The organism is Burkholderia sp. LAS2 (assembly GCF_018417615.1).
GTDB classification, from domain to species: Bacteria; Pseudomonadota; Gammaproteobacteria; order Burkholderiales; family Burkholderiaceae; genus Burkholderia; species Burkholderia sola.
Window position 1 is genome coordinate 1988789 of the sequence record NZ_CP071052.1, and the last position, 25646, is coordinate 2014434.

26 protein-coding genes and 2 tRNA genes are annotated in these 25646 nt (G+C 65.1%); 21 read left to right on the top strand and 7 right to left on the bottom strand.

Features of this window, described 5'->3' with window-relative positions:
- Positions 1–142 precede the first annotated feature (142 nt).
- Together JYG37_RS09265 and JYG37_RS09270 are read left to right on the top strand one after the other, a co-directional pair.
- Complete coding sequence (locus tag JYG37_RS09265; protein ID WP_050012456.1) at positions 143–925, top strand: SDR family oxidoreductase; 783 nt, start codon at positions 143–145, stop codon at positions 923–925.
- A 32-nt stretch (positions 926–957) separates the two neighbouring features.
- The gene (locus tag JYG37_RS09270; RefSeq protein WP_050012457.1) at positions 958–1398 is read left to right on the top strand and encodes an acyl-CoA thioesterase; all 441 of its coding nucleotides are present in this window, start codon (positions 958–960) and stop codon (positions 1396–1398) included.
- A 120-nt stretch (positions 1399–1518) separates the two neighbouring features.
- Here JYG37_RS09270 and JYG37_RS09275 read toward each other — a convergent pair whose 3' ends face one another.
- Positions 1519–2064: a LuxR C-terminal-related transcriptional regulator gene (locus JYG37_RS09275; protein WP_050012458.1), complete on the bottom strand. Its 546-nt coding sequence runs from the start codon at positions 2062–2064 to the stop codon at positions 1519–1521.
- Positions 2065–2280: 216 nt separating this feature from the next.
- On the opposite strand from JYG37_RS09275, the gene JYG37_RS09280 reads away from it, so the two are divergent.
- Complete coding sequence (locus tag JYG37_RS09280) at positions 2281–2985, top strand: CoA transferase subunit A (RefSeq protein WP_050012459.1); 705 nt, start codon at positions 2281–2283, stop codon at positions 2983–2985.
- 1 nt (position 2986) lies between these two features.
- Positions 2987–3628: a CoA transferase subunit B gene (locus JYG37_RS09285; protein ID WP_050012460.1), complete on the top strand. Its 642-nt coding sequence runs from the start codon at positions 2987–2989 to the stop codon at positions 3626–3628.
- An 80-nt stretch (positions 3629–3708) separates the two neighbouring features.
- Here JYG37_RS09285 and JYG37_RS09290 read toward each other — a convergent pair whose 3' ends face one another.
- From JYG37_RS09290 to JYG37_RS09300, 3 genes are read right to left on the bottom strand one after another with little or no spacing between them, the layout of a single operon-like run.
- Entirely contained in the window at positions 3709–4422 is a 714-nt protein-coding gene (locus tag JYG37_RS09290; protein WP_050012461.1) for an SDR family oxidoreductase, read from the bottom strand.
- Positions 4423–4470: 48 nt separating this feature from the next.
- Positions 4471–5481, bottom strand: coding sequence for a polysaccharide deacetylase family protein (locus JYG37_RS09295; protein WP_050012462.1), 1011 nt, complete (start codon positions 5479–5481; stop codon positions 4471–4473).
- 11 nt (positions 5482–5492) lie between these two features.
- Positions 5493–6050: an ester cyclase gene (locus tag JYG37_RS09300; protein WP_050012463.1), complete on the bottom strand. Its 558-nt coding sequence runs from the start codon at positions 6048–6050 to the stop codon at positions 5493–5495.
- A gap of 134 nt (positions 6051–6184) precedes the next feature.
- Between JYG37_RS09300 and JYG37_RS09305 the strand changes: the two genes are divergently transcribed.
- From JYG37_RS09305 to JYG37_RS09365, 13 genes are all read left to right on the top strand, one after another.
- Positions 6185–7093: a LysR family transcriptional regulator gene (locus JYG37_RS09305; protein ID WP_124630436.1), complete on the top strand. Its 909-nt coding sequence runs from the start codon at positions 6185–6187 to the stop codon at positions 7091–7093.
- A gap of 124 nt (positions 7094–7217) precedes the next feature.
- On the top strand, positions 7218–8114 hold the full coding sequence (locus JYG37_RS09310) for an alpha/beta fold hydrolase (RefSeq protein WP_089488380.1): 897 nt from the start codon (positions 7218–7220) through the stop codon (positions 8112–8114).
- Between the two features lie 79 nt (positions 8115–8193).
- Positions 8194–8547: a RidA family protein gene (locus JYG37_RS09315; RefSeq protein ID WP_124630435.1), complete on the top strand. Its 354-nt coding sequence runs from the start codon at positions 8194–8196 to the stop codon at positions 8545–8547.
- Positions 8548–8586: 39 nt separating this feature from the next.
- Entirely contained in the window at positions 8587–10821 is a 2235-nt protein-coding gene (locus JYG37_RS09320; RefSeq protein ID WP_089488381.1) for a RelA/SpoT family protein, read from the top strand.
- A gap of 84 nt (positions 10822–10905) precedes the next feature.
- Positions 10906–10982, top strand: a tRNA-Val gene (locus JYG37_RS09325).
- A gap of 268 nt (positions 10983–11250) precedes the next feature.
- Positions 11251–13158 (top strand): threonine--tRNA ligase, encoded by a 1908-nt coding sequence (gene thrS / locus JYG37_RS09330; RefSeq protein ID WP_089488382.1) that lies wholly within the window; start codon positions 11251–11253, stop codon positions 13156–13158.
- A gap of 49 nt (positions 13159–13207) precedes the next feature.
- Complete coding sequence (gene infC / locus JYG37_RS09335) at positions 13208–13732, top strand: translation initiation factor IF-3 (protein WP_071734130.1); 525 nt, start codon at positions 13208–13210, stop codon at positions 13730–13732.
- A 190-nt stretch (positions 13733–13922) separates the two neighbouring features.
- The gene (rpmI, locus tag JYG37_RS09340) at positions 13923–14120 is read left to right on the top strand and encodes a 50S ribosomal protein L35 (protein WP_004191477.1); all 198 of its coding nucleotides are present in this window, start codon (positions 13923–13925) and stop codon (positions 14118–14120) included.
- A gap of 30 nt (positions 14121–14150) precedes the next feature.
- Positions 14151–14510: a 50S ribosomal protein L20 gene (rplT, locus tag JYG37_RS09345; RefSeq protein WP_004192938.1), complete on the top strand. Its 360-nt coding sequence runs from the start codon at positions 14151–14153 to the stop codon at positions 14508–14510.
- Positions 14511–14659: 149 nt separating this feature from the next.
- The gene (gene pheS / locus JYG37_RS09350) at positions 14660–15673 is read left to right on the top strand and encodes a phenylalanine--tRNA ligase subunit alpha (RefSeq protein ID WP_050012469.1); all 1014 of its coding nucleotides are present in this window, start codon (positions 14660–14662) and stop codon (positions 15671–15673) included.
- A gap of 97 nt (positions 15674–15770) precedes the next feature.
- On the top strand, positions 15771–18200 hold the full coding sequence (gene pheT / locus JYG37_RS09355) for a phenylalanine--tRNA ligase subunit beta (RefSeq protein ID WP_050012470.1): 2430 nt from the start codon (positions 15771–15773) through the stop codon (positions 18198–18200).
- 71 nt (positions 18201–18271) lie between these two features.
- On the top strand, positions 18272–18658 hold the full coding sequence (locus JYG37_RS09360) for an integration host factor subunit alpha (RefSeq protein WP_006486093.1): 387 nt from the start codon (positions 18272–18274) through the stop codon (positions 18656–18658).
- Between the two features lie 52 nt (positions 18659–18710).
- Positions 18711–19124: a MerR family transcriptional regulator gene (locus JYG37_RS09365; RefSeq protein ID WP_050012471.1), complete on the top strand. Its 414-nt coding sequence runs from the start codon at positions 18711–18713 to the stop codon at positions 19122–19124.
- An 80-nt stretch (positions 19125–19204) separates the two neighbouring features.
- Here the strand turns inward: JYG37_RS09365 and JYG37_RS09370 are convergent, their stop codons facing one another.
- Entirely contained in the window at positions 19205–21415 is a 2211-nt protein-coding gene (locus JYG37_RS09370; RefSeq protein WP_050012472.1) for a hypothetical protein, read from the bottom strand.
- Positions 21416–21808: 393 nt separating this feature from the next.
- Between JYG37_RS09370 and JYG37_RS09375 the strand changes: the two genes are divergently transcribed.
- From JYG37_RS09375 to JYG37_RS09390, 4 genes are all read left to right on the top strand, one after another.
- A complete protein-coding gene (locus JYG37_RS09375; RefSeq protein ID WP_050012473.1) occupies positions 21809–22522 on the top strand; it encodes a class I SAM-dependent methyltransferase in 714 nt (237 codons plus the stop codon).
- Between the two features lie 137 nt (positions 22523–22659).
- Positions 22660–22736: transfer RNA gene (locus tag JYG37_RS09380), tRNA-Pro, on the top strand.
- A gap of 140 nt (positions 22737–22876) precedes the next feature.
- A complete protein-coding gene (gene bamC, locus JYG37_RS09385) occupies positions 22877–24085 on the top strand; it encodes an NlpB/DapX family lipoprotein (protein WP_050012474.1) in 1209 nt (402 codons plus the stop codon).
- A 533-nt stretch (positions 24086–24618) separates the two neighbouring features.
- Positions 24619–24909: a putative quinol monooxygenase gene (locus JYG37_RS09390; RefSeq protein ID WP_050012475.1), complete on the top strand. Its 291-nt coding sequence runs from the start codon at positions 24619–24621 to the stop codon at positions 24907–24909.
- Between the two features lie 48 nt (positions 24910–24957).
- Here JYG37_RS09390 and JYG37_RS09395 read toward each other — a convergent pair whose 3' ends face one another.
- Both JYG37_RS09395 and JYG37_RS09400 read right to left on the bottom strand, forming a co-directional pair.
- Complete coding sequence (locus JYG37_RS09395) at positions 24958–25215, bottom strand: hypothetical protein (protein ID WP_034184019.1); 258 nt, start codon at positions 25213–25215, stop codon at positions 24958–24960.
- A 136-nt stretch (positions 25216–25351) separates the two neighbouring features.
- A complete protein-coding gene (locus JYG37_RS09400; RefSeq protein WP_050012476.1) occupies positions 25352–25615 on the bottom strand; it encodes a hypothetical protein in 264 nt (87 codons plus the stop codon).
- Between the last annotated feature and the right edge of the window lie 31 nt (positions 25616–25646).

Here is a 25646-nt window from a genome sequence, read left to right on the forward strand (position 1 = left end):
AGCGTATTGTCTGCGAAACGAAACGCTTGCCGCAACAGCATGCGGGTAGATTAGCACGATCGTTCTATTTTTTGTGCTAGGGTAATGCCGCCCGGGCTGTGCCGTCCGGGCTGGCGCAACGATATCGAAAGGGGATGTGCAAATGGGTCGATCGATCAATCTGGAGGGCAAGGTTGCGCTGGTCACGGGCGCGTCGAGCGGCCTCGGGCAGCGTTTTGCGCAGGTGCTGTCGCAGGCCGGCGCGAAGGTCGTGCTCGCGAGCCGCCGCGTCGAGCGCCTGAAGGAGCTGCGCGCGGAGATCGAGGCGGCGGGCGGCGCCGCGCATGTCGTGTCGCTCGACGTGACTGACGTCCAGAGCATCAAGGCGGCCGTCGCGCATGCGGAGACGGAAGCCGGCACGATCGACATCCTCGTGAACAATTCGGGCGTGTCGACGATGCAGAAGCTCGTCGACGTGACGCCGGCGGATTTCGAGTTCGTGTTCGATACGAACACGCGCGGCGCATTTTTCGTCGCGCAGGAAGTCGCGAAGCGGATGATCATGCGCGCGAACGGCGGCGGCAATGGCAAGCCGCCGTGCCGGATCATCAACATCGCGTCGGTGGCCGGGCTGCGCGTGTTCCCGCAGATCGGGCTGTACGCGATGAGCAAGGCCGCGGTCGTGCAGATGACGCGTGCGATGGCACTGGAGTGGGGCCGCCACGGGATCAACGTGAATGCGATCTGCCCCGGCTATATCGATACCGAAATCAATCATTACCTGTGGGAAACCGAGCAGGGCCAGAAGCTGCAGTCGATACTGCCGCGCCGGCGCGTCGGCAAGCCGCAGGATCTCGACGGGCTGTTGTTGCTGCTCGCGGCCGACGAGTCGCAGTTCATCAATGGCTCGATCATCTCCGCGGACGACGGCTTCGGCCTTGCGTGAGCGGATGACATTTCGCAACAAAGAAGACAGCAATGAGCGCAACAAGCGATTACTCCCCCGTTTTTGAGATGTCGATGCCGATCCGTTGGGGCGACATGGACGCGTTCGGCCATGTGAACAACACGGTCTATTTCCGCTACATGGAGCAGGCGCGGATCTCGTGGTTCGAGCAGCTCGGCATTGCGGGCGGCAACGGCGAGGGGCAGGGGCCCGTCATCGTCACCGCGTCGATGGAGTTCCTCAAGCAGCTGCACTATCCGGGCGACGTGATCGCGAGGATGTCGGCCGCGAAGCCCGGCCGAAGCAGCTTCGACACCGGCTTCGAGCTCACGCGCGCGGACGATCCGCAGCATGTCTATGCACGCGGCAACGCGCGCTGCGTGTGGGTCGATTACGCGCTCGGCAAGTCGGTGCCGCTGCCGCCGCTGCTGCGCGACACGATCGAGCACGCGCTCGCGACGAAAATCGGCTGAGCGCGCATATCGGCAGGCCGTGCGCACCGGGTCGCCGGCGGCGCGCCGTGCCCGTCGTTTCCGTCAATCGGCCGCCATGTGCGGCCGATCGTCATTCGCGCGCCGCGATGCAATGCGCGTTCACTGCCCGAGCAGGCGCTGCAGCAGCTCCGGCGTATTGTTCGTCCCGTATTTGCGCATCAGTCGCGCGCGGTAGATATCGACCGTGCGGGAGCTGATGTCGAGCACGCGCCCGATCTGCTTGCTGGTCTTGCCGGTCGCGAGCTGCGCGGCGATCTCGCGTTCGCGCGGGGTCAGCTCGACCGCGACGCGGCGCGTCGCGCTCAGATCCTCGAAGGTCCAGATGCCGGCCGCGAGCGGCGCGGTGCGGTCGAGCGCGCGGCCGGTCACGTGGCACCAGAACAGTTCGCCGTCCGCGCGCTTCATGATTCTGTCGTCCGAGTAGACGCCGTTCGCGACCATCACGCGTGCGATGCGCTCGCCGATTCGCTGGAATTCGTCCGTGGACGGGTAGAGCACCGCATACGATTTTCCGGTCAGGTCGGCCCGCGCGCAGCGGAAGATCGACGCGAGCGCGTCGTTGCAGTCCTCGATCACGCGGTCGCGCGACAGCACGAGGCCGAGCGGCGCGAGGTGGAAGGCGGTCTGGTAATCGAGATCGGGCATGGCGCGGGGGGCGGAGGGAAATGCTTATGTATTTTTGCGTATTGTGCCGCATCCGCGCCGCATCGTACCCTTTCAGGCATCTCGCGGCGTTCGTCGCGACATAAAAAGCGTGCCTCGACGCAGGCATCGCCGCGCATGCATAGAATGGTGCGGCGGGCTTGCGCCACGTGGCGCGTGAACCGGTTTTGCTGGTTTCCATAGAGGAAGGGACAACTGATGAACAAAGTCTATCCAAGCGCGGCTGCCGCGCTGGAGGGGATCGTCCGTGACGGACAGACCTTCGCGGTGGGCGGCTTCGGCCTGTGCGGTATTCCCGAGGCGCTGATCGCGGCGTTGCGCGATTCGGCCGTCAAGGGCATCACCTGCATCAGCAACAACGCGGGCGTCGACGGTTTCGGCCTCGGCCTGCTGCTGGAAACGCGCCAGATCAAGAAGATGATCTCGTCGTACGTCGGCGAGAACAAGGAGTTCGAGCGCCAGTACCTGGCCGGCGAACTCGAGCTCGAATTCACGCCGCAGGGTACGCTCGCCGAGAAGCTGCGCGCGGGCGGTGCGGGCATCCCCGCGTTCTTCACGAATACCGGCTACGGCACCGTGATCGCGGAAGGCAAGGAAACGCGCCAGTTCGGCGATCGCCACTACGTGCTCGAGCAGTCGCTGACGGCCGACGTCGCGCTCGTCAAGGCGTGGAAGGCCGACAAGTCCGGCAACCTGATCTATCGCCGCACCGCGCGCAACTTCAACCCGATGTGCGCGATGGCCGGCAAGATCACCGTGGTCGAGGTCGAGGAGATCGTCGAGAACGGCACGCTCGATCCGGATCAGGTTCATACGCCGGGAATCTTCGTGCAGCGCATCGTGCTGAACGCGACGCCGGAAAAACGCATCGAACAACGCGTCGTACGCGCGAAAGGAGACTGACATGGCCTGGAATCGTGACCAGATGGCTGCGCGTGCGGCGAAGGAACTGCAGGACGGCTTCTACGTGAACCTCGGCATCGGCCTGCCGACGCTCGTCGCGAACCACGTGCCGGAAGGCGTCGAGGTGTGGCTGCAGTCGGAGAACGGCCTGCTCGGCATCGGCCCGTCGCCGACCGAAGACGAAGTCGACGCCGATCTGATCAACGCCGGCAAGCAGACCGTCACGACGCTGCCCGGTTCGTCGATCTTCTCGTCGGCCGATTCGTTCGCGATGATTCGCGGCGGCCACATCAACCTCGCGATCCTCGGCGCGATGCAGGTCAGCAAGCAGGGCGACCTCGCGAACTGGATGATCCCCGGCAAGATGATCAAGGGGATGGGCGGCGCGATGGACCTCGTCGCGGGGGTGGGGCGTGTCGTCGTGCTGATGGAGCATGTCGCGAAGGGCGATCAGCACAAGATCCTCGACGAATGCAACTTGCCGCTCACGGGTGTCGGCGTGGTCGACCTGATCATCACCGATCTCGGCGTGATCGAAGTGACGCCGTCCGGGTTGAAGGTGCTCGAACTCGCCGACGGCGTGAGCGTCGACGAGATCCAGACGAAGACGGGCGCACCGCTCGACGTCAGCGCCGTGGCCTGAGCACGACCCTGGTGCGTGATCCTCGACGCCCCGCGTTCCCGACGGAGCGCGGGGCGTTTTGTCACGAACGCACGTACGCGTCACGCAATCGCGCCGCCGCCGTCGATCAGTACCGTCGAACCGGTTGCATAAGGCGTGGCCGCCAGATACAGGATCGCATTCGCGACATCCTCCGGCTGGCCGACCCTGCGTGCCGGAAGCCGTTGGGCGGCGCCCGCGTACATCGCGTCGCGTGCGTCGGGCGCGAGCTTATCCCACAGCGGCGTCGCGATCAGGCCCGGCGACACGGTGTTCACGCGAACCGGCGCCAGTTCGAGCGCCAGCCCTCGGGCGAGCGCCTCGAGCGCCGCGTTGATCGCGCCTTGCAGGACCGACGACGCGCTCGGCCGCACGCTGAGGAACCCCGACACGAACGTCAGCGAGCCGCCTGGCGCGATATCGATCGCGCGGGCGATGCGGTAGGCGCCCCAGAACTTGCTGTCCATCGCTGCCTGCGCGTCGGCGAGCGGCAGCGCACGGAGCGGGCCCGTGGCCGTCTTCGCGGCTGAAATCACGACGTGGTCGAACCGGCCGACGCGCGCGCAGAACGCATCGACGTCCGCCGTATCGGTGATGTCGAGCGCTTCGGTCCGCACCTGCGCGCCCGGTATGGCATCGATGCCGAACCTGGCCGGATCGCGCGACGCGATCGTCAGATGCGCACCGCGCCGCGCGAATGCCGTCGCGGTGGCGGCGCCGATGCCGGAGCTTCCGCCGACGACGAGTACGTTCTTTCCGTGGAGCGGATCGTTCATGAAAGTCTTTCCTGGGTAGTGAATTGAGCAGAGTTGAGCGGAATCCGGTCAGATCGTTTCGGCCTCGCGCAGCGTCGACGGGCTGTGCAGCGCGAAGCGCGCGATGTCGTCCTTGCGCATGAAAACGACCCCCGGGTGTGATCGAGCGTAGTGCAGGAAGGTGTCCCACGCGCGGACCATCTGCGGCGTGCCGCTGATCCGGTCGTGCGCGCTGATCGACATCAGTCTGCGCCGCTGTCCGGCTTCCGCGTACAGCTGGTCGAAATCCAGCTTGATCTGCTCGACGAACATCGTCGGCGAGTAGTTGCGACCTTCGATCAGCAGGATGTCGTTGTTGCGCAGCGTGTACGGGACCACCGCGAAATCGCGGCCGCCGACGGTCTCGATGAACGGTTCGTCGCGGCTGACGTCGTCGATGTGATACACGTAGCCGAGTTCCTGCAGCAGCGATAGCGTATGCGGGCCGCGCCGCAGCCAGTTGCAGTTGTAGCCGGTGGGGCGCTGGCCGGTCACCGCCTCGACCATGTCACGCGCGTCGGTCAGGAAGCGGCGCTCGTCGTCGCGGCTCATCGCGAATTGCGCGCGCCACGTCGGGCCGTGCGCGGCGGCTTCGTGGCCGCGCGATACGATTTCGCGCGCCAGTTCGGGGTGCCGGCGCGCGGCTTCCCCGATCATGTGCGACGTCACTTTCACGCCGTGCCGGTCCCACAGATCGAGCAGGCGCGGAATGCCTTCCCGGTAGCCATACGCAAACCAGGTGGCCGACGCGAGATCGACCGGCACCGACGGCGGGAACGCGACGGCCGGAAACGGGCTGTCCGCGCCCGTGGGCGGTTGGCCGCCCGCCTCGAACTGCATCGAGATCGAGATCACGAGCCGCGCGCCGTCCGGCCAGAACGGCGTGGTGCCCGGTGCGGCAGGCATCGGCGTCGGCGCGGCGGTGGCGGGCACGGACGTGCCTGCGGCCAGCGCGACGCCGGCCGCGAGCCCGGCGCCGGCCTGGGCCAGGAATGTGCGGCGCGGCAGCGGCGTCGCGGAAGTGTCGTTACCGTGAGTCATCGTCCCCTCCGTCAACCGACGAGCCCAAGCTGACGCATCAGCGTCAGGTTGTCTTCGATGTGCCAGTTTTCCGCGATCCGGCCGTGGTCGATCCGATAGATATCGGTCGCGATGAAGTCGATCGCCTGTCCGCGCCCGGCCGTTCCGTTGAACGCCCCGGTGAAATGCCCGCGGAAATGCAGGTGCACGACGACCCGGTCGCCGGCGACGATCATCTGTTCGATGTCGCAGCGCAGGTCCGGGATCGCGCCGCGCATCGTGCTGGACGCCGCGAGCGGCCCCGGTAGGCCCTGTTCGCGGCCGGGCGGCAGCGTTCGGTCGGTGAAGTCGTCGGCGAGCGCCGCGCGGGCGAGCGCGGGGTCGCCGGTATTCCAGAAGCTGCCGTAGCGGCGCGCGGCCAGCACTTGCGCGCGGGCCTGCGCGGCCGGCAAGCCCGCCGCGACGGTCAGCGTGTGCGGCTCGACGAGATCGGCGGCATGGGCCGCGGCGGGCCAGAGCGCCACGACGCAAGCAGCTGCCGCGAATGCGTGCGCGACGGGGCGGGTGGCCGAACGAAGGCGGATCGACATGGTTTCGAGGGTCCTGTGAAAGCGTCAGGCGACGACGCGGAACAGGTATGGTAGGTTTCCGTTCTGCATGCAAATACGGGCAAAAGGCGAATGGATTATTCGAAAAAAGGAAAGGTTTGGGTGAGGCGGGCGCCATGACGCTGATCGACGATTTCCCGGCGCTCGATACCTTCGCGCGGATCGTGTCGGCCGGCAGCCTGTCGGCGGCGGCGCGCGAGCTCGACCTGTCGTTGTCCGTCGTCAGCAAGCGACTCGCGCATCTCGAGTCGCGGCTCGGCGTGCGCCTGCTGCACCGGACGACGCGGCAGCAAACGCTCACCGACGACGGCGCGCAGTTTCACGCGCAGGTGCTACGCATCCTCGCGGAGGTCGAGCAGGCGGAAACGCTGATGCGCGATCGCCGCGGCACGGTCAGCGGCGTGCTGCGCGTGACGGCGCCCGGCGAGCTCGGCCGCCTGCGAATCGCGCCGCTCGTGGCGGCCTTTCAGCAGCGACATCCGCAATTGACCGTGCAGCTGATGCTGACCGATACGGTCGTCGATCTGCTCGCGTCCGACATTGACGTCGCCGTGCGGATCGGCAATCTTGCCGATTCGACGATGATCGCGCGCGAGCTGGCGCCGAATCATCGCGTGCTGTGCGCGTCGCCGGGTTATCTCGCGGCGCACGGGTCGCCGGCCCATCCGGTCGAGCTTCGTGCGCATCGATGCATCGTGATGGGCGACCAGCCGCGTGCCGAATGGCGGTTCGACGGCGCGCAAGGCGGCGTGGCGGTCGAGGTGACGGCCGCGCTGCTGACCAACGACGGCGGCGCGGCGCGCACGCTGGCGCTCGAGGGCGCGGGCATTGCGCTGAAGTCGATCTGGGACGTCGGCGCCGATCTCGACGCCGGCCGGCTCGTACGCGTGCTGCCGGCCTTCGCGGCGTCCGCCGCGCCGCTGCATGCCGTCTATCCCGGCGGCCGTCACGTGCCGCTGCGCGTGCGGACATTCGTCGATTTCCTGCGCGAGCAGTTGCGTCGTGCGTGGCGCCGCCACGACTGAACCCACCCCGGGTGGCGGGCCGGGCGCGTGGCGACCCGTCATTCCGAAGCGGTTTACAATCGTTTGCATCGGGCGTCGCAAGCGTTGCCCCGCGCGTCGCCCCCCGTTCGACAGGATGCCAACGATGCCAACGACCTCAGCGAATCCCCCGGTTCCCCGCCAGCGGCGCGTGCAGTGTGCGAGCACGGCCGGCCTTCACCACGTCGCCTATACCGAGTGGGGCGACCCCGCGAATTCGCGCGTGCTCGTCTGCGTGCACGGCCTGACCCGCTCCGGCCGCGATTTCGACCGGCTGGCCGCCGCGCTGTCCGATACGTATCGCGTCGTCTGCCCCGATGTCGCCGGGCGTGGCCGCTCGGACCGGCTGGCCGATCCGCGGCTCTATGCGATTCCGCAATACGTGGCCGACATGGTGACGCTGATTGCCCGGCTCGACGTCGAATCGGTCGACTGGTTCGGCACGTCGATGGGCGGCCTGATCGGCATGGCGCTTGCCGGGCTGCCCGGTTCGCCGCTGCGCCGGATGATCGTCAACGATGTCGGTCCGCGCATCGAGCCCGATTCGCTGACGCGTATCGGCGAGTACCTCGGCGTGCAGCCGCGCTTTGCGACCGAGCAGGAGGGAGTCGATTATCTGACGTCGCTGTCGCTGCCGTTCGGTGCGCTGAGCGCCGACGAGTGGCGCGAGATCAACGGGCCGCTGCTGCACGAACTGCCCGAAGGCGGCTGGACGATGCGCTACGATCCGCGCATCGCCGAGCCGTTCAAGGCGACGACGCCCGAACTGGCCGCGCTCGGCGAGGCCGCGCTGTGGCGCGCGATCGAGACGACGGACGCGACGCTGCTCGTCGTGCGCGGCGAGACGTCCGACCTGCTGTCGCGCGAGACGGCGGCCGAAATGGTCCGTCGCGGCCGGCATGTGACGCAGGTCGAGATTCCGGGGGCAGGGCACGCGCCGGCGTTCGTCAGCGCGGACCAGATTGCGCTCGCGCGGCGGTTTTTCGTCGAAGGCGACGCATAAACGCGTCATAATATGCGGTTCGGCGGCACGCGGGCCGTGCCGCCGCCCGAATCCCTACCCATCACGACCGGAACATTTCATGGCAGTCATTCGTCACCACGTCGGGGCCCGTCTCTCCGAAACCGCGATCCACAACGGTACCGTGTATCTGGCCGGCCAGATCGCCGAAGACACCACGCAGGACATCCGCGGCCAGACGCGCGAAGTGCTCGGCCACATCGACCGCCTGCTCGCCGAAGCGAACAGCGACAAGGCCCATCTGCTGTCGGTGCAGATCTACATCTCGGATCTCGTGAACTTCGAAGGCATGAATGCCGAGTGGGACGCATGGGTTGCGGAAGGCAACGCGCCGCCGCGCGCGACCGTCGAGGCGAAGCTCGCGGATCCGGCGCTGCTCGTCGAGATCGTGGTCGTCGCCGCGCAGCGGAGCTGAGCGTCAGCCAAAGATGACCGTATTCCGGCAGGCCGTGCAATGACCGAATCCGTTTCCGCTTCTCCCGTCGCGGCGCCGTCGTTCGACGACGTGCTCGCGTTCGTGCGCGAGCGGGCCGGCGACGCGCGCCTGTCGTCCGGCGAGCTGCTCGCCGATCACTCGGCCGGCACGGCGTCGATCATGCGCACGCTGAACGTCGATCCGCACGCGATGCAGGCCGCCGCGCTGTTCGTGCTGACGCCGCATCTGAGCGACCCCGAACGCGAGCTGACCGAGCGTTTCGGCGACGAAGTCGCGCGGCTCGTGGCCGACGTGCGCAAGCTGTTGCGGCTCGGCACCGTCAGCCTGCGCGCCGCGCAGAACGCGAAGCCCGACTCCGGGCGCGACGCGGCGGAAGAGCGGCGCACGCAGATCGAGGCGCTGCGCAAGATGCTGCTCGCGTTCGCGCAGGACATCCGCGTGGTGCTGATCCGCCTTGCTTCGCGCTTGCAGTCGCTGCGCTACTACGCGGCCGCGAAGCTCGATCCGCCGCCCGACGTCGCGCGCGAGACGCTCGAGATCTATGCGCCGCTCGCGAACCGTCTCGGTATCTGGCAACTGAAGTGGGAACTCGAGGATCTCGCGTTCCGCTTCGAGGATCCCGTCACCTACAAGCGGATCGCGAAGCTGCTCGACGAGAAGCGCATCGAGCGCGAGGCGTACGTCACGCAGGCGATCGCGCGGCTGCAGCACGAGCTCGCGCAAGCGCACATCCAGGCCGACGTCAGCGGCCGGCCGAAGCATATCTACAGCATCTGGCGCAAGATGCGCGGCAAGGAGCTCGATTTCTCCGAGCTGTACGACGTGCGCGCGTTTCGCGTGATCGTGCCCGACATCAAGGATTGCTACGCGGTGCTCGGCATCGTGCATCACCTGTGGCAGCCGGTGCCGAAGGAGTTCGACGACTACATCTCGCGGCCGAAGCCGAACGGCTACAAGTCGCTGCATACGGTCGTGATCGGCGACGACGGCCGTGCGTTCGAAGTGCAGATCCGCACGCAGGAGATGCATCGCTTCGCCGAGTACGGCGTCGCCGCGCACTGGCGCTACAAGGAGGCCGGCGCACGCGGCTATGGCGGACAGTTCTCGGCGAGCGACAAGTACGACGAGAAGATCGCGTGGCTGCGTCAGTTGCTCGCGTGGAAGGACGACGTCGAGGACGGCACCGAGGTGTCGGGCGATCAGGCGTGGGCGCAACTGCGCGAGACGTCGCTCGACGACGACCACATCTACGTGCTGACGCCGCAGGCGCGCGTGATCGCGCTGCCGCAGGGCGCGACGCCGGTCGATTTCGCGTACCACCTGCACAGCGAGCTCGGCCATCGCTGCCGCGGCGCGCGCGTCGACGGCGTGATGGTGCCGCTGAACACGCCGCTTTCGAACGGCCAGACGGTCGAGATCGTCGCGGTGAAGGAAGGCGGGCCGTCGCGCGACTGGCTGAACCTGCAGCTCGGTTACCTGAAGAGCCCGCGTGCGCGGCAGAAGGTGCGTGCGTGGTTCAACTCGATCGAGCAGGAAGAAAACATCGCGCACGGCCGCGCGCTCGTCGAAAAGACGCTGCAGCGCGAGGGCAAGACGTCGGTCAGCCTGGACAACCTCGCCGCGAAGCTCGGCTTCAAGTCGCCCGAGGAGCTGTTCTCGGTCGTCGGCAAGGAAGAATTCAGCCTGCGCAACGTCGAGCACGCGCTGTCCGACGCGCCGCCGCCGGAACCGGCGCCCGAGGCGCCGGCCGATTTCGAGAAGCGCAGCAGCGGCGCGAGCGTCGCGCACGGTGCATCGACCGGCGTGCTGGTGGTGGGCGTCGACGCGCTGCTGACGCAGCTGGCGCGCTGCTGCCGTCCGGCGCCGCCCGATCCGATCAGCGGTTTCGTCACGCGCGGCAAGGGGATGTCGATCCACCGCACCGACTGCCCGACGTTTCGCCGGATGGTCGAGCGCGCGCCGGAACGCGTGCTGCAGACGACCTGGTCGGCCGACGTGCTGGGCGGGCGCGGCGCGTCCGTCTATCCGGTCGACCTGATGATCGAGGCGAGCGATCGGCAAGGGCTGCTGCGCGATATCTCCGAAGTGTTCGCGCGCGAAAAGATCAACGTCGTGGGCGTGAAGACGCAAAGCCGCCGCAATGCGGCCTTCATGCAGTTCACGGTCGAGGTCTCGAATTCGGCGCAGGTGCAGCGCGCGTGCACGCTGCTCGGCGAGGTGCAGGGCGTCGTGCGGGCAGGGCGGAAATCCTGATGGGGTTGGATCGGCGTTATTTTGCTGCGACCGCATAAAACACTTGCCAAGCCTGCAGCCACTCCATATAATCTTAGCTTCTCTAGGCTCGTAGCTCAGTTGGTTAGAGCACCACCTTGACATGGTGGGGGTCGTTGGTTCGAATCCAATCGAGCCTACCAACGAATTGAGAATGCCCGGCCTCCGGGTGTTCGAAGCAGTACACAACTCAACGCGAACAAGGCGAATACGGTTATGACACCGCGAACGTTGACCGAAACCACTTCGGAGCGACGCTAGTCGAGGAACGTTTTCGCCCTTTCAGTTTGAGTGAAGTATCGAATGCGGCCCCTCGAAAGCGGGGCCGCATTTTTTTGTCGCGAATTTTCACGCGCGAGTTGATCTCGCGTACCTGGTCTGCCGCCCACTGTCGGCATCACGGAGAATGCTATGGTTTCGATACGCTTGCCTGACGGCTCAGTTCGACAATACGAGCATCCGGTGACAGTTGCCGAGGTTGCGGCCTCGATCGGTCCCGGCCTCGCCAAGGCTGCGCTGGGTGGCAAGCTCGATGGCGAGCTCGTGGATACGTCGACGCTGATCGACCGCGACGCGTCGCTCGCGATCGTCACGGACAAGGATGCCGACGGCCTCGACATCATCCGCCACTCGACCGCCCACTTGCTCGCGTATGCGGTGAAGGAGCTGTATCCGGACGCGCAGGTGACGATCGGCCCGGTGATCGACAACGGTTTCTATTACGACTTCTCGTACAACCGCCCGTTTACGCCGGAAGATCTGGAAAAGATCGAAAAGCGCATGCAGGAACTCGCGAAGAAGGACGAGCCGGTCACGCGCCGTGTCGTGTCGCGCGACGAGGCGGCCGGTTACTTCCGCAGCATCGGCGAGAAGTACAAGGCCGAGATCATCGAATCGATTCCGCAAAGCGACGAAATCAAGCTGTATTCGCACGGCGGCTTCACCGATCTGTGCCGCGGCCCGCACGTGCCGTCCACCGGCAAGCTGAAGATCTTCAAGCTGATGAAGGTCGCGGGCGCGTACTGGCGCGGCGATTCGAAGAACGAGCAGCTGCAGCGCATCTACGGCACGGCCTGGACGAAGAAGGAAGACCAGGACCAGTACCTGCACATGCTCGAGGAAGCGGAAAAGCGCGACCACCGCAAGCTCGGCAAGCAGCTCGACCTGTTCCACATGCAGGAAGAGTCGCCGGGGATGGTGTTCTGGCATCCGAAGGGCTGGGCGCTGTGGCAGCAGGTCGAGCAGTACATGCGCCGCCGCGTGAACGACGCCGGCTATCTCGAGATCAAGACGCCGATGATCATGGACCGCTCGCTGTGGGAAGCGTCGGGCCACTGGCAGAACTATCGCGAGAACATGTTCACGACGGAGTCGGAGAAGCGCGACTACGCGATCAAGCCGATGAACTGCCCGGGCCACGTCCAGGTGTTCAAGCACGGCCTGCGCTCGTACCGCGACCTGCCGCTGCGTTACGCGGAATTCGGCTCGTGCCACCGCAACGAGGCGTCGGGCGCGCTGCACGGCCTGATGCGCGTGCGCGGCTTCGTGCAGGACGACGCGCACATCTTCTGTACGGAAGATCAGTTCATCTCGGAATCGATCGCGTTCAACACGCTCGCGATGAGCGTGTACAAGGACTTCGGTTTCGATCACATCGACATCAAGCTGTCGCTGCGCCCCGACCAGCGTGCGGGGACGGACGAAACGTGGGATCGCGCCGAGCAGGGTTTGCGCGACGCGCTGACCGCCTGCGGCCTCACGTGGGAAGAGTTGCCGGGCGAGGGTGCGTTCTACGGCCCGAAGATCGAGTACCACATCAAGGACGCCCTCGGCCGCTCGTGGCAGTGCGGCACGCTGCAGCTCGACATGGTGCTGCCGGAGCGCCTGGGCGCCGAGTACGTCGCCGAGGACAACAGCCGTCGCCGGCCGGTGATGCTGCACCGCGCGATCGTCGGTTCGATGGAGCGTTTCCTCGGCATCTTGATCGAGCACCATGCTGGTGCAATGCCGGTCTGGCTCGCGCCGTACCAGGCAATTGTGCTCAATATCGCCGAAAGTCAGGCCGAATATGCGCACGCTCTGACCCAAACGTTGCAAAAACAAGGGGTTAGAGTGGCGGCCGATTTGCGCAACGAGAAGATTAGCTATAAAATACGCGAGCACACGCTGGAAAAGGTGCCTTATCTCCTCGTCGTGGGCGATAAGGAGCGTGATGCGCAAACGGTAGCCGTGCGTGCCCGTGGCGGCGTCGATCTTGGCGTTATGCCGGTCGAAGCCTTCGTTGAGCGTCTGCAGGAAGACCTGCGCTCGTTCAAGTAACCGCCCTGGCAGCGCGGCTCATTTTTTTAATTTTTAGAGGAAACGTAACATCGCTACTGATAAGTCGTCGCACCGCATCAACGGTGAAATCACTGCGCCGGAAGTGCGCCTGGTCGGGATCGAGAACGAACCGCTCGGTATCGTAAAACTCGCTGACGCTTTCCGTAAATCGGAAGAACTGGATGTTGACCTGGTGGAGATCGCGCCGCAAGCGGTGCCGCCGGTTTGCCGTCTGATGGATTACGGCAAGTTCAAGTACCAGGAATCGAAGAAGCAGCACGAAGCGAAGCTGAAGCAGAAGGTCATCCAGGTCAAGGAAGTCAAGTTCCGCCCGGGTACCGATGACGGGGATTACAACGTCAAGCTCCGCAATCTCGTGCGCTTCCTCGAAGAGGGCGACAAGACGAAGATCACGTTGCGTTTCCGCGGCCGCGAAATGGCTCACCAGGAAATCGGTATGCGGATGCTGGAGCGTCTGCGCACGGATCTCGAGGAAGTCGGCCAGGTCGAGCAGATGCCGAAGATGGAAGGGCGCCAGATGATCATGGTGCTCTCGCCGAAGAAAAAGAAGTAACGAGCCCGCGCGCATCGCGCGCAGGTTCGACAGTGGTTCGGCGCGTAGCCCGGTCAGGGCGGCGCGCCAACGATGACGGCGGCTGCGCAAGCGGTGCGCCGTACACAAGTGGACTGGGTTTCGAAGGGCGGGTCAAGGGCGCAAGCCAACCGCACACCCATCGCCATCTAATAAACTGGAGTTGTTCGTCATGCCTAAGATGAAGACCAAGAAGAGCGCTGCAAAGCGCTTCGTGGTGCGTCCGGGCGGTACCGTCAAGCGCGGTCAAGCCTTCAAGCGTCACATCCTGACCAAGAAAACCACGAAGAACAAGCGCCATCTGCGCGGCGCAACGGCAGTTCATGATTCCGATCTGAACTCCGTCCGCGCGATGCTCCCGTTCGCGTAACCCCTCAACTGATACTCCAAGGAGAGAAACATGCCTCGAGTCAAACGTGGGGTAACCGCACGGGCCCGCCACAAGAAGATCATCAACCTGGCCAAGGGTTATCGCGGCCGCCGCAATAACGTCTACCGCATCGCCAAGCAGGCGGTGATGCGCGCTGGTCAGTATGCGTATCGCGATCGCCGCAACAAGAAGCGTGTGTTCCGCGCACTGTGGATCACGCGTATCAACGCGGCAGTTCGCCAGCACGACATGACCTACAGCGTGTTCATCAACGGCCTGAAGAAGGCGTCGATCGAACTCGACCGTAAGGTGCTGGCCGACATGGCGGTGTTCGACAAGGCTGCTTTTGCTGCGATCGTCAAGCAGGTGAAAGCCGCCGTTGCAGCCTAATTGCGAAATTAGCACTGCGTGGTTAGTTGCAGCGAGGTTCCGGTAGTCTCGGCCGCTGCAGCGAAAACGGGGCTCTTCCGAGCCCCTTTTTTGTTTGGCGAGGCCATTTCGCTCGCCAAGACCGAATGACGTTGGAAATGATGGGATCTATGGATCTGGACCAGATTGTCGCCGACGCGCAGCAGTCCTTCGAACAGGCTGCCGACATCACCACGCTCGAAAACGAGAAAGCCCGATTTCTCGGCAAATCGGGTGCGCTGACCGAGTTGCTCAAGGGCCTCGGCAAGCTCGATCCCGAAGCACGCAAGACCGAAGGCGCACGCATCAACGTCGCGAAGCAGCAGGTCGAAGCCGCGCTCACCGCCCGTCGCCAGGCCCTGGCCGACGCGCTGCTGAATCAGCGCCTCACCGCCGAAGCGATCGACGTGACGTTGCCGGGCCGTGGCGCCGGTGCAGGCAGCCTGCACCCGGTGATGCGCACGTGGGAGCGTGTCGAACAGATTTTCGGCTCGATCGGTTTCGACGTGGCCGACGGCCCCGAAATCGAGACCGACTGGTACAACTTCACGTCGCTGAACAGCCCGGAGAACCATCCGGCGCGTTCGATGCAGGACACCTTCTACGTCGAAGGCAAGGATGCCGACGGCCGCCAGCTGCTGCTGCGCACGCACACGAGCCCGATGCAGGTGCGTTATGCGCGCATGAACCGTCCTCCGATCAAGGTGATCGCGCCGGGCCGCACGTATCGCGTCGACAGCGATGCGACCCACTCGCCGATGTTCAATCAGGTCGAGGGGCTGTGGATCGACGAAAACATCAGCTTCGCCGACCTCAAGGGCGTCTATACCGACTTCCTGAAAAAATTCTTCGAGCGCGACGACATCCTCGTGCGCTTCCGTCCGTCGTATTTCCCGTTCACGGAACCGTCGGCCGAGATCGACATGATGTTCGAGCACGGCAAGAACGCCGGCAAGTGGCTCGAAATTTCCGGCTCGGGGCAGGTGCATCCGACCGTGATCCGCAACATGGGCCTCGACCCCGAGCGCTACATCGGTTTCGCGTTCGGCAGCGGCCTCGAGCGCCTGACGATGCTGCGCTACGGCGTCCAGGATCTGCGGCTGTTCTTCGAGAACGACCTGCGTTTCCTGCGCCAGTTCGCATAACGCCGCTCGCCGCGCCGACCTGTGCCCGCGCATGCCCCGACGGACGTTTCTGACGGAGCCCGGGCGTCGATCTAACCTGTTTCGAACGTAGACATCCATGCAATTCCCTGAATCCTGGTTGAGAACCTTTGTCGACCCGCAGCTGACGACCGACGCCCTGTCGCACGCGCTGACGATGGCGGGGCTCGAAGTCGAATCGCTGAGCAAGGCTGCGCCGCCGACGTCGAAGATCGTCGTCGGCCGCGTGCTCGAAGTCGTCAAGCATCCGGATGCGGACAAGCTCAATGTCTGCCAGGTCGACGCCGGCACCGGCGCGACGCTGAACATCGTGTGCGGCGCCCCGAACGTGGCGCCCGGCATCAAGGTGCCGGTCGCGCTGGTCGGCGCGGAACTGCCGCCGGCGGAAGAGGGCGGCAAGCCGTTCGCGATCAAGCTGTCGAAGCTGCGCGGCGTGGAGAGCCAGGGGATGCTGTGCTCGGCGCGTGAGCTGAAATTGTCCGAGGATCACAGCGGGCTGCTGATCCTGCCGGAAGATACGCCGATCGGCCAGGACATCCGCGAGACGCTCAATCTCGACGACACGATCTTCGAAATCAAGCTGACGCCGAACAAGGCCGACTGCCTGTCAGTGTTCGGTATCGCGCGCGAGACGGCCGCGATCACCGGCGCACCGCTGACGCCGGTCGACATCCGCCCGGTGAACGTCGAGCTCGACGAGACGCTGCCGGTGCGCATCGCCGCGCCCGATCTGTGCGGCCGCTTCTCGGGTCGCGTGATCCGCGGCGTGAATGCGCACGCGAAGACGCCGCAGTGGATGGTCGAGCGCCTCGAGCGTTCGGGCCAGCGCAGCGTGTCCGCGCTCGTCGACATCTCGAACTACGTGATGTTCGAGCTCGGCCGCCCGTCGCACGTGTTCGATCTCGACAAGATCCACGGCGGCATCGAAGTGCGCTGGGGCAAGCGCGGCGAATCGCTGAAGCTGCTCAACGGCAACACGGTCGAACTCGACGAAACGGTCGGCGTGATCGCGGACGATCGTCAGGTCGAAAGCCTGGCCGGCATCATGGGCGGCGACAGCACGGCCGTCACGCTCGATACGACCAACATCTACCTCGAAGCCGCGTTCTGGTGGCCGGACAGCATCCGCGGCCGCGCGCGCAAGTACAACTTTTCGACCGATGCGGCCCATCGCTTCGAGCGCGGCGTCGATTACGCGACGACCGTCGAGCACGTCGAGCGCATCACGCAACTGATCCTCGAAATCTGCGGCGGCAAGGCCGGCCCGGTCGACGATCAGGCGGTGAACCTGCCGCAGCGCGTGCCGGTGAAGATGCGTGTGTCGCGCGCGAACCGCATCATCGGCGTGAAGATCGACGCCGACGAGATCGCGAACATCTTCACGCGCCTCGGCCTGCCGTTCGAGCGTGAAGACGACGCGTTCCTCGTCACGCCGCCGTCGCACCGCTTCGACATCGAGATCGAGGAAGACCTGATCGAGGAAGTGGCGCGCATCTACGGCTTCGAGAAGATTCCGGCGCGGCCGCCGGTCGCGACGAGCGAAATGCGTGCGACCCACGAGACGCGGCGTTCGATCCACGACATCCGTCACGCGCTCGCCGCGCGCGACTACGCGGAAACCGTCAACTTCAGCTTCGTCGATGCGGAGTGGGAGCAGGATTTCGCGGGCAACGACAACCCGATCCGTCTGCTGAACCCGATCGCCAGCCAGCTTTCGGTCATGCGCACGACGCTGTTCGGCAGCCTGATCTCGGTGCTGCGCCACAACCTGAACCGCCGCGCCGATCGCGTGCGCGTGTTCGAATCGGGGCGCGTATTCATTGCCGATCCGTCGGTGAAGGCCGGCGAATTGGCGGTCGAAGGTCATGCGCAGCCGAAGCGCGTCGGCGCGCTGGCGTACGGTCCGGCATTCGACGAGCAGTGGGGCGTCGCGACCCGCGCGGTCGATTTCTTCGACGTGAAGGGCGATCTCGAGGCGCTGCTCGCGCCGGCGGTCGCGCGCTTCGTGAAGGCCGAGCATCCGGCCCTTCATCCGGGCCGCAGCGCGCGCATCGAAGTCGATGGCCGTGCGGTCGGCTGGATCGGCGAGCTGCATCCGCGCCTGATGCAGAAGTACGAGCTGCCGCACGCGCCGGTGATGTTTGAAATCGACGCGGATGCGCTGACTGCACGTGCGCTGCCCGCGCCGACCGACGTGTCGAAATTCCCGCCGGTCCGTCGCGATATCGCCGTTGTCGTCGATCAGGCGGTCGAGGTTCAGGCACTTTTCGACGAAATGAAGAAGGCGCTTGCCGAAGACGCCTGCCGATTCGTTCAGAAGGTTGTACTCTTTGACGAATTTCGTGCAAAATCAAATACTTCCGGTGGTCTTGCCGCGAACGAGAAGAGCCTTGCCTTCCGCGTGACGCTGCAGGACGCGGCTGGCACGCTGCAGGACGAGGTCGTCGATCAGGCGATCCAGACGCTGGTCGAGCGAATGGCTCGTGCCGGTGCGCGCCTGCGCGGCTAAGGAGAGGGCCCGCCCGTTCGCGGGCGGCTTTTTCCATCGTAAGTTTTGATTCAACGCGCTGTATGGCAGATATGAACGACATGACCTCGAGTGAATTCGAAGCCCTCCTGACGGCGCAACGCAGCGCCATGAACCGCGACGCTTCGGCGCCGGCGTCCACGGAGACGCCGACGCTGACGAAGGCGGAACTGGCGGAGCTGCTGTTCGATAGCGTCGGGCTGAACAAGCGTGAAGCGAAGGACATGGTCGAGGCGTTTTTCGAAGTGATCCGCGATGCGCTCGAAAACGGCGAAAGCGTCAAGCTGTCGGGGTTCGGCAATTTCCAGTTGCGCGACAAGCCGCAGCGCCCGGGCCGCAACCCGAAGACGGGCGAGGCGATTCCGATCGCGGCCCGCCGGGTGGTAACTTTCCACGCGAGCCAGAAGCTGAAGGCGCTGGTCGAAAACGGCGCGGAGTAATACGCGCCCACGCCCCGCGCGGCCGCCGCGCACCCTTACCGACGGTTAACCGATGACCACCACGGTTGAGAAAGTCGTCTTGCCTCCGATTCCCGCGAAGCGCTACTTCACGATCGGCGAAGTCAGCGAACTGTGCGGGGTCAAACCACACGTGCTGCGTTACTGGGAACAGGAGTTCACTCAGCTGCGGCCGGTGAAGCGGCGTGGCAACCGGCGGTATTACCAGCATCACGAAGTGCTGCTGATCCGGCGGATTCGCGAGTTGCTGTACGAGCAGGGCTTCACGATCAACGGCGCGCGCAACCGGCTCGATTCGCCGGGCAGCGATCGGGCCGCGGCGGAGCCGGTCGAATCCGATGTGCAGGCCGCCGATGCGCGCGGGGCGGCCAACGCGGGCGCAAACGTCGATGTGACCGCGTTGCGGCAGGCGTTGCTGGACGTGATCGACGGACTGAAACACGACTGAGCGCACGGTGCGCAGGATGTATGGGAAAGCCCGGTTGGCGACCGCCACCGGGCTTTTTTCATGCGGGTCGCGCCTGCGGATCAGCGCGACGCGAGCGGATTCTTCCGGCCCATGTCGACGACCAGCGTGCCGTCCGGCAGCATCCGCACCGAGCCCTGCGCGACCTGGTTGCGGTACCCGTACAGGTCGAACCGCATCGGGCCGGCCTCGGCCGAATTCCGGATCAGCGCGCGCACGTTCAGTTCGAGCACGTTGAACATCTTCATGTCGCCGCCTTCCATCCACATGTAGCTCGGCGCATCGATCTGCGGCCGCTTCGGCGCGGGCGCGCCCGGTGCGCGCCGGAACGTCAGACGCAAGCCGTCGCGCTCGACCGTCGCCTGGCCGAGCTTGCCGTTCAGCACGGGCGGCGGGAACACGGTGTACTGGTCGAGCACGAGCGTGTCGCCGCGCAGTTCCGCGCCGCGCCGCTGCAGCGGCGTCAGCGACGACAGCTCGATGCCGAGCGAGCGCAGTAGCGTCGCCTGCGGGATGCCGAGCACCGACACCTGCGACGGCTTGAATGCGAGGTGGCGGTCGTCGAGCACCGTCAGCGAGCCCTTCATGTCGGTCGGCAGCCAGACGCCCGGCACGTGATTCCACAGCTTGATGCCGCCCTGGACGCGCAGGTTCTGCCCGTCCGCGCTCAGTTGCAGGCCGTTCAGCGAACGCGGCGAATAGTCGAGCAGGTAGTCGTTGAACAGCGCCGACATCGCCTTCCACGACTCGACGACCGTGCCGCCGAGAATGCGGATGTCGTACTGGTTCGGGTCGTCGAGATCGACGGGTTCGCCGGCGCGCTTCGACACGAGTTCCACGTCGAGATCTTCGACATGAAAACCGATATCGCCGGACAGGTTGAAGTCGACGTTGCGCAGATGGATCGTCGGGTTGCGGTTCGACACGTGCCGCTCGTTGAACGGCGTCGTCGACGTGCGCCGCATCGCGACCTTCTGCATGCCGGGCCGCGCGGCGTCCGCCGCGAGCGCGTACGCTTCCCAATGCTGGCGCACGTCGCGCAGCGCATTCTGCTGCGCGGCGAGGAAGCTGTCGTTCAGGCGCGCGGCCGCGTTGCCGAGCAGCGCGCCGCTGGCCGGGCCCGCATATGTAGGCATCCGGATCGCCATCGCGCCGCTTTCGTCGAAGTTGAAATAGCCGGCCGATACCTGGTCGCGATAGTGGTACAGGTCGAACACGAACGTCTGGTCGCGCTTCGACGCGTCGAGCGGAGCGATCAGGATGTCCGCGTTCATCGGCATCGAGCGCATGAATTTCACGTCGCCGCCGCGAATGTACATCGCTTGCTGCGGCGCGTTCGCGGGCATCGCGAAGCCCGCATGCGTGCCGTCGTCGAGCTTCAGGTCGAGGCCCGCCGGCGTCACGCGCAGCGCGGTGATCGTCAGCTTCAGGCGCGGCGGCGGCATCAGCTTGTCGACCGCCATCACGAGATCGTCGCCGGCGAGTTGCGCGATCGGCGTCTCCACCTTCAGCAGGTCGGCCATTTTCACGTTGGCCGCGCGCATCACCGGCTGCGCGTCGAGGCCCGACACGCGTACGCCGGTCGGGTGGAACACGAGCTGGCTGCCGTCGCGGATCGCGAGCGTGCCGGTCAGCGAGAACGGTACCCAGCCGTCGCGCTGCATCTCGCCTTGCAGATGGATCACGCCGTCGCCGGCCGATACCGCGAGCTTGCGCAGCGGCGCGTTGCGATAGCCGAAGATGTAGGTGTTGAAGAGGGCGGTCAGCTTCGCGTTGTCGAGCGTGACCGTGCCTTCGTGCACGTCGATCTCGAAGCTCGTCGGATCGTCGAATACGATCGGCGCGCCGGCCTGCGTGGGCACGAGCGTGGCCGACAGCTGATGAATGAAGAAGCCGAGATTGTTGACGACGCGGAAATCGACGTCGCGCAGGAACGTCATCGCGCCGTTCTGGCCCGAGTCGCGCAGCGTGAACGGGCGCGGTTGCGTGAGGCTGATCGACGCGAGCGACGGCACGGTGCGCGCGATTTGCTGCTCGCGCGCGAGGCGCTCCGCCTTCGTGCGTTCTATCTTCGTCGATGCGATCGACGTGTTGCTGTCGCGCTGCGCGGCCGATTCCGCGCAGCCGGCGCAGAGCAGCGTGAGCGCCAGCGCGCCGCAGCCGAACACGCGGGATGTCGTGTGTGATCGCGGGGCGGCCGTGCGTCGCAGGCCGGCAACCCGGTCGAAAATTGCCAAAGGCGAGCGATGGCCGCGCCGGACCGCATTCCGCATCGTCTGTCTCCATGTCTTGTCTTGATCGACGGGGGGGCGCGCGCCACTGCACGGCGCGAGCGTCGATGCCGTGCAGTGTGTCATAGCGCGCTAGAGCGGCGTTACCAAACAACGGCCGCCCGGTTACGGCGCGCTGGCGGGCTGCCGGACAATGGTTTCGCGGTGGATGGACGGGCGGATCAAACGGTCGTTTGGTTTGTCCGGACCGTCGGCCGGCGTCTTTCGACGCGCCCCTGAAAACCCGCGGTCGACCATGGCCGGCGCGGGTTTCACCGGATGCCGAAGTGGCGCGGCCCCGGGCATCGACGGATACGATCGGCGAGGGCGGCGAGGTAAGATCGGCTCAGTGGCGAATTCGACATCACAACACGGCAGCCATCACGGGGAAGCGCCATGGACCTGAAGGAAGTCGACGTACTGGGTGCGGGAGTGGGCGATCACTGGTACTACGCGTCGAAGGCGAGCGCCATTCGCCGGTTCCTGGGCGCGTCGGGCGTGAACCGGATACTCGACGTCGGTGCGGGCTCCGGCTTTTTCTCGAAGCATCTGCTCGAGCGCACGCCGGCGACGGAAGCATGGTGTGTCGACACGAGCTACGCCGACGACAGCGATGGCGAAGAGGCCGGCAAGCCCATCCACTTTCGGCGCTCCGTCGATCGATTCGATGCCGATCTCGTGTTGCTGATGGACGTGCTCGAGCATGTCGACGACGACGTCGGGCTGCTGACGCAGTATGTGAAGGGCGCGCCTGCGGGCAGCCGGTTCCTGATCACGGTTCCCGCGTTCCAGTTTCTTTGGAGCGGCCACGACGATTTTCTCGAGCACAAGCGCAGGTATACGCTCGGCGGCCTCGAGGACGTGGTCCGGCGCGCGGGGCTCGACGTCGAGCACGGCGCCTACTATTTCGGCCTGACGTTTCCGCTCGCGGCCGCACTGCGGCTGGGCGAGCGGGCGCGTTCGCATCCGCGCGAGCCTGCGTCGCAATTGCGCCGTCATCATCCGTTCGTCAACGGTTTGCTCAAGACGATCTGCCGCATCGAGTTGCCGATGTTCCGCTTCAACCGCATCGCCGGCCTGACGGTCATCTGTATCGCGCGCAAGCGGTGACGGTGAAGGCGATGCGGGTTCGATGCCGCGGATTGCTTGCATCGGCACGATCGCGCCAAAAAATTTCACGAGGGCAGGCACAAAATGCATGCGACCCGTTCTAAATCGGGGAACTGTCTGTTATAATTTTTTTCTTTCGGGGCGTAGCGCAGCCTGGTAGCGTACCTGCATGGGGTGCAGGTGGTCGGAGGTTCAAATCCTCTCGCCCCGACCAGACAAGAACCCGCGTCAGTTCAAGCTGACGCGGGTTTTTTCTTGGCCGTCGCTTTTTTGCACATCGCGGCGCGGCCCCGGTAAAATGCACGGTTGATCCACGGAAAGCGCCGTGATTTAGCGGAAGAGGATTCCCCGAACATGACTGATCTTCGTCTTACCATGCGGTTCGCTGCAGTGCTCGCCACCGGCGCGCTCGTCGCCGGTTGCGGTACGTCGTCGCCCACGAAAGTGGACTACAAGAGCGATTCGAAATCGAAGGAAGCGTCGCTCGCAGTGCCGCCCAACATGCTCGACGAGACGGCCGATCAGCGTTCGCTGCCGCCCCAGGGCGGCGCGACTTCCCTGTCCGCGCTCAAGCAGGTCCAGCAAGCCGCGCCCGCGCTGGACACCGTCGCGCCGGCCGTGGCCGGCATGCATATCCAGCGCGACGGCACCGAAAGCTGGCTTGTGATCGACGGCAAGCAACCGGCCGCGATCTGGCCGCAGGTTCGCCGTTTCTGGCAGGAGCAGGGCTTCCTGCTCGTCGTCGACCAGCGCGACAAGGGCGTGATGGAAACCGATTGGAACGAAACCCATCCGCAGATCAACGACGGCCTGATCCGCAGCGTGATCTCGAAGGCGATGGGCAATTCGTACGTGACGGCCGAGCGCAACAAGTACCGTACGCGTCTCGATTCGGCGCCGAACGGCGGCACCTACGTGTTCATCAGCCAGAAGGGGATGCGCGAGGCGATCACCGGCGCGAACAACGATTCGAGCAAGTGGGAGCCGAAGCCGAACGATCCGGCGCTCGAGACGGAATACCTGAAGCGGCTGATGGCCGTGCTCGCGCAGAACGAGCAGCGCGCGAAGAACGGCGAACCGCCGATCGCGAACATCAAGGACGACGCAGTACCGAAAGACAAGAAGGCCGATGCCGACGCGTCGTCGAAGGCCGCTGCGGCAATCGCCGCGCAGAACGTGTCGCGCACGTCGGCGCAAGGCAGCGACGCGGCTGATGCGGCCGTGCCGTCCGAAGTCACGCTCGGCGAGCCGTACGACCGGTCGTGGCTGCACGTCGGTCTCGCGCTCGATCGCGCGAACTTCACGGTCGACGATCGCGATCGCTCGAAGGGGCTGTATTTCGTGCGCTATGTCGATCCGAAGGATCTGAGCTCGGCCGAGCAGGGCTTCTGGAGCCAGCTGTTCCACGGCAAGAAGGAAAAGCAGGCGAAGCAGTATCGCGTCAACGTGAAGGCGCTCACTGCCGATCAGACGCGTGTCGCGGTCGTCGACGATGCGGGCGCGATCGACACGTCGTCGCCGGCTCGGCAAATCATGGGATTGCTCGTGAATCAGCTCCGCTGATCCCGGCGTTTCCCGCACTCCTGAAAAGCCCGCCATCCGGCGGGCTTTTTTCATGGCTGCTCGCTGGCGCGTGCGATTGTTCTAGTGGTTCGGCCCGCCTCGTGACGTTACGTAACATTCGGGCGTTACGACGACAGAACACGTGTCACATTGTCGCCGATCCAAAAAATTGTCCTTACAAATCAAAGGAGTGTCGTGCATGTCGAGCTTGGCACGTAACCTGCTTTATAGGTTGGAATCGTTAGAACGGGGAGGCTGGCGTCAGCGTCCGGAGCGTGCGCCGCGTGCGCCGAACAACGGTCTCGATGCCTTCACATGCCGACGCGACAAGCGTCCGCACAACAGATGATGATCCGCACCCGCGTGCGGATCTCGATGGCCCCGTCGCCTATCCTCGTAGGGCGACGGTTTCGCCCGCGCTTCTCTGAAGCGCGGGCTATTTTTTTTGTGCCATCGTCATGCCGTATCGGCGTAGCCGATGCGCGCTGCGGGATTCGCGTATTCTCGGACTTTTTCGGACGAAGGAGGCGGGAATGGCGGAAATTGCAGTCGTGGCGCTGATCGTGGCGAAGCCGGGCGCGGAGGAAAAACTGCGCACCGTGCTCGAGGGTATCGTCGAGCCGACCCGCAACGAAGCCGGCGCATTGCAGTACGACTTGCACCGGGATCTGAAGGAGCCCGCGCGGTTCGTATTCGTCGAGCGTTGGGAGAGCGAGGAGGCGTTGGCTGCTCATGCGCGTTCCGCGCATATTCTCGCTTATCGCGAGGCGGCCGCGGACTGGATCGAGCGTTCCGAAATCCGCGTGCTGTCGAAGCTCCTCTGAACGCGAGCAGGCCAGGGCGACCGGACGTGTCCGGTCGCGGGCGGCGCGTCAGTGCGACGTGCCGGGTACGTCCAGGATCAGGATGATCGTCCAGTCGGCGTCGCCGTCATGGTGATACTGGCGCTCGGCAACGATGAACGGTTGCTGCTTGCCTTGCGGGCCGAGGAACAGCACGTCGCCTTCCATCGGCAGGCACTCGATCGGCGGTAGCGCGAGGAACGCGTCGGCCGAGCCGCGGGGCATCAGTTGCTTGATCTGGCGAGTGGCGGCTTCGGTCCACTCGATGTCGAGTTGAATGTTGCTCATGCTGTCCTCCGCACCGGGGTGCGCACGGGTGGAAAATTTCGGTGCGCGACTTTAGCACAGCGCGCAGGCGCCGCAACCAAAAAAGCCGAACCCGGCTGCCCGGATTCGGCTTTTCGCTGAAGCGGTGCCGCCGAACTTACTGGCTGGCAGCGTCTGCAGCCTTCGCCTTCTTGGCGGCCTTCTTGTGATGCGCAGCCTTCTTGCCGTGGTGATGCTCTTCCTGCGCCGCCGGCTGAGCCGCTTCGGCCGCTTGTTGCTGTTGCAGCGCTTGTGCACGCTGCTCGATCTCGGCGATCTTGGCCGGATCGGTGATGGTTTGAATCTGCGTGCTCTCTTGCGCGTACGCTGCGCCAGTCAGCGCCGACATCGCTACCAGGATAGCCAGGGACGTCTTCTTCATTGCTTTACCTCCGCTAAGTGGTGATGAACCC

Excerpts from the sequence above, each read along its gene's own strand:
- JYG37_RS09315 (WP_124630435.1), top strand. The coding sequence starts at position 8,194 with ATGGCAGTCATTCGTCACCACGTCGGGGCCCGTCTCTCCGAAACCGCG.
- JYG37_RS09285 (WP_050012460.1), top strand. The coding sequence starts at position 2,987 with ATGGCCTGGAATCGTGACCAGATGGCTGCGCGTGCGGCGAAGGAACTG.
- JYG37_RS09270 (WP_050012457.1), top strand. The coding sequence starts at position 958 with ATGAGCGCAACAAGCGATTACTCCCCCGTTTTTGAGATGTCGATGCCG.
- rpmI (WP_004191477.1), top strand. The coding sequence starts at position 13,923 with ATGCCTAAGATGAAGACCAAGAAGAGCGCTGCAAAGCGCTTCGTGGTG.
- JYG37_RS09310 (WP_089488380.1), top strand. The coding sequence starts at position 7,218 with ATGCCAACGACCTCAGCGAATCCCCCGGTTCCCCGCCAGCGGCGCGTG.
- thrS (WP_089488382.1), top strand. The coding sequence starts at position 11,251 with ATGGTTTCGATACGCTTGCCTGACGGCTCAGTTCGACAATACGAGCAT.
- JYG37_RS09300 (WP_050012463.1), bottom strand. The coding sequence starts at position 6,050 with ATGTCGATCCGCCTTCGTTCGGCCACCCGCCCCGTCGCGCACGCATTC.
- rplT (WP_004192938.1), top strand. The coding sequence starts at position 14,151 with ATGCCTCGAGTCAAACGTGGGGTAACCGCACGGGCCCGCCACAAGAAG.
- JYG37_RS09370 (WP_050012472.1), bottom strand. The coding sequence starts at position 21,415 with ATGCGGAATGCGGTCCGGCGCGGCCATCGCTCGCCTTTGGCAATTTTC.
- JYG37_RS09400 (WP_050012476.1), bottom strand. The coding sequence starts at position 25,615 with ATGAAGAAGACGTCCCTGGCTATCCTGGTAGCGATGTCGGCGCTGACT.
- JYG37_RS09390 (WP_050012475.1), top strand. The coding sequence starts at position 24,619 with ATGGCGGAAATTGCAGTCGTGGCGCTGATCGTGGCGAAGCCGGGCGCG.
- JYG37_RS09290 (WP_050012461.1), bottom strand. The coding sequence starts at position 4,422 with ATGAACGATCCGCTCCACGGAAAGAACGTACTCGTCGTCGGCGGAAGC.
- JYG37_RS09305 (WP_124630436.1), top strand. The coding sequence starts at position 6,185 with ATGACGCTGATCGACGATTTCCCGGCGCTCGATACCTTCGCGCGGATC.
- JYG37_RS09295 (WP_050012462.1), bottom strand. The coding sequence starts at position 5,481 with ATGACTCACGGTAACGACACTTCCGCGACGCCGCTGCCGCGCCGCACA.
- pheS (WP_050012469.1), top strand. The coding sequence starts at position 14,660 with ATGGATCTGGACCAGATTGTCGCCGACGCGCAGCAGTCCTTCGAACAG.
- pheT (WP_050012470.1), top strand. The coding sequence starts at position 15,771 with ATGCAATTCCCTGAATCCTGGTTGAGAACCTTTGTCGACCCGCAGCTG.
- JYG37_RS09375 (WP_050012473.1), top strand. The coding sequence starts at position 21,809 with ATGGACCTGAAGGAAGTCGACGTACTGGGTGCGGGAGTGGGCGATCAC.
- JYG37_RS09275 (WP_050012458.1), bottom strand. The coding sequence starts at position 2,064 with ATGCCCGATCTCGATTACCAGACCGCCTTCCACCTCGCGCCGCTCGGC.
- bamC (WP_050012474.1), top strand. The coding sequence starts at position 22,877 with ATGACTGATCTTCGTCTTACCATGCGGTTCGCTGCAGTGCTCGCCACC.
- JYG37_RS09265 (WP_050012456.1), top strand. The coding sequence starts at position 143 with ATGGGTCGATCGATCAATCTGGAGGGCAAGGTTGCGCTGGTCACGGGC.
- JYG37_RS09360 (WP_006486093.1), top strand. The coding sequence starts at position 18,272 with ATGAACGACATGACCTCGAGTGAATTCGAAGCCCTCCTGACGGCGCAA.
- JYG37_RS09395 (WP_034184019.1), bottom strand. The coding sequence starts at position 25,215 with ATGAGCAACATTCAACTCGACATCGAGTGGACCGAAGCCGCCACTCGC.
- JYG37_RS09320 (WP_089488381.1), top strand. The coding sequence starts at position 8,587 with ATGACCGAATCCGTTTCCGCTTCTCCCGTCGCGGCGCCGTCGTTCGAC.
- JYG37_RS09280 (WP_050012459.1), top strand. The coding sequence starts at position 2,281 with ATGAACAAAGTCTATCCAAGCGCGGCTGCCGCGCTGGAGGGGATCGTC.
- JYG37_RS09365 (WP_050012471.1), top strand. The coding sequence starts at position 18,711 with ATGACCACCACGGTTGAGAAAGTCGTCTTGCCTCCGATTCCCGCGAAG.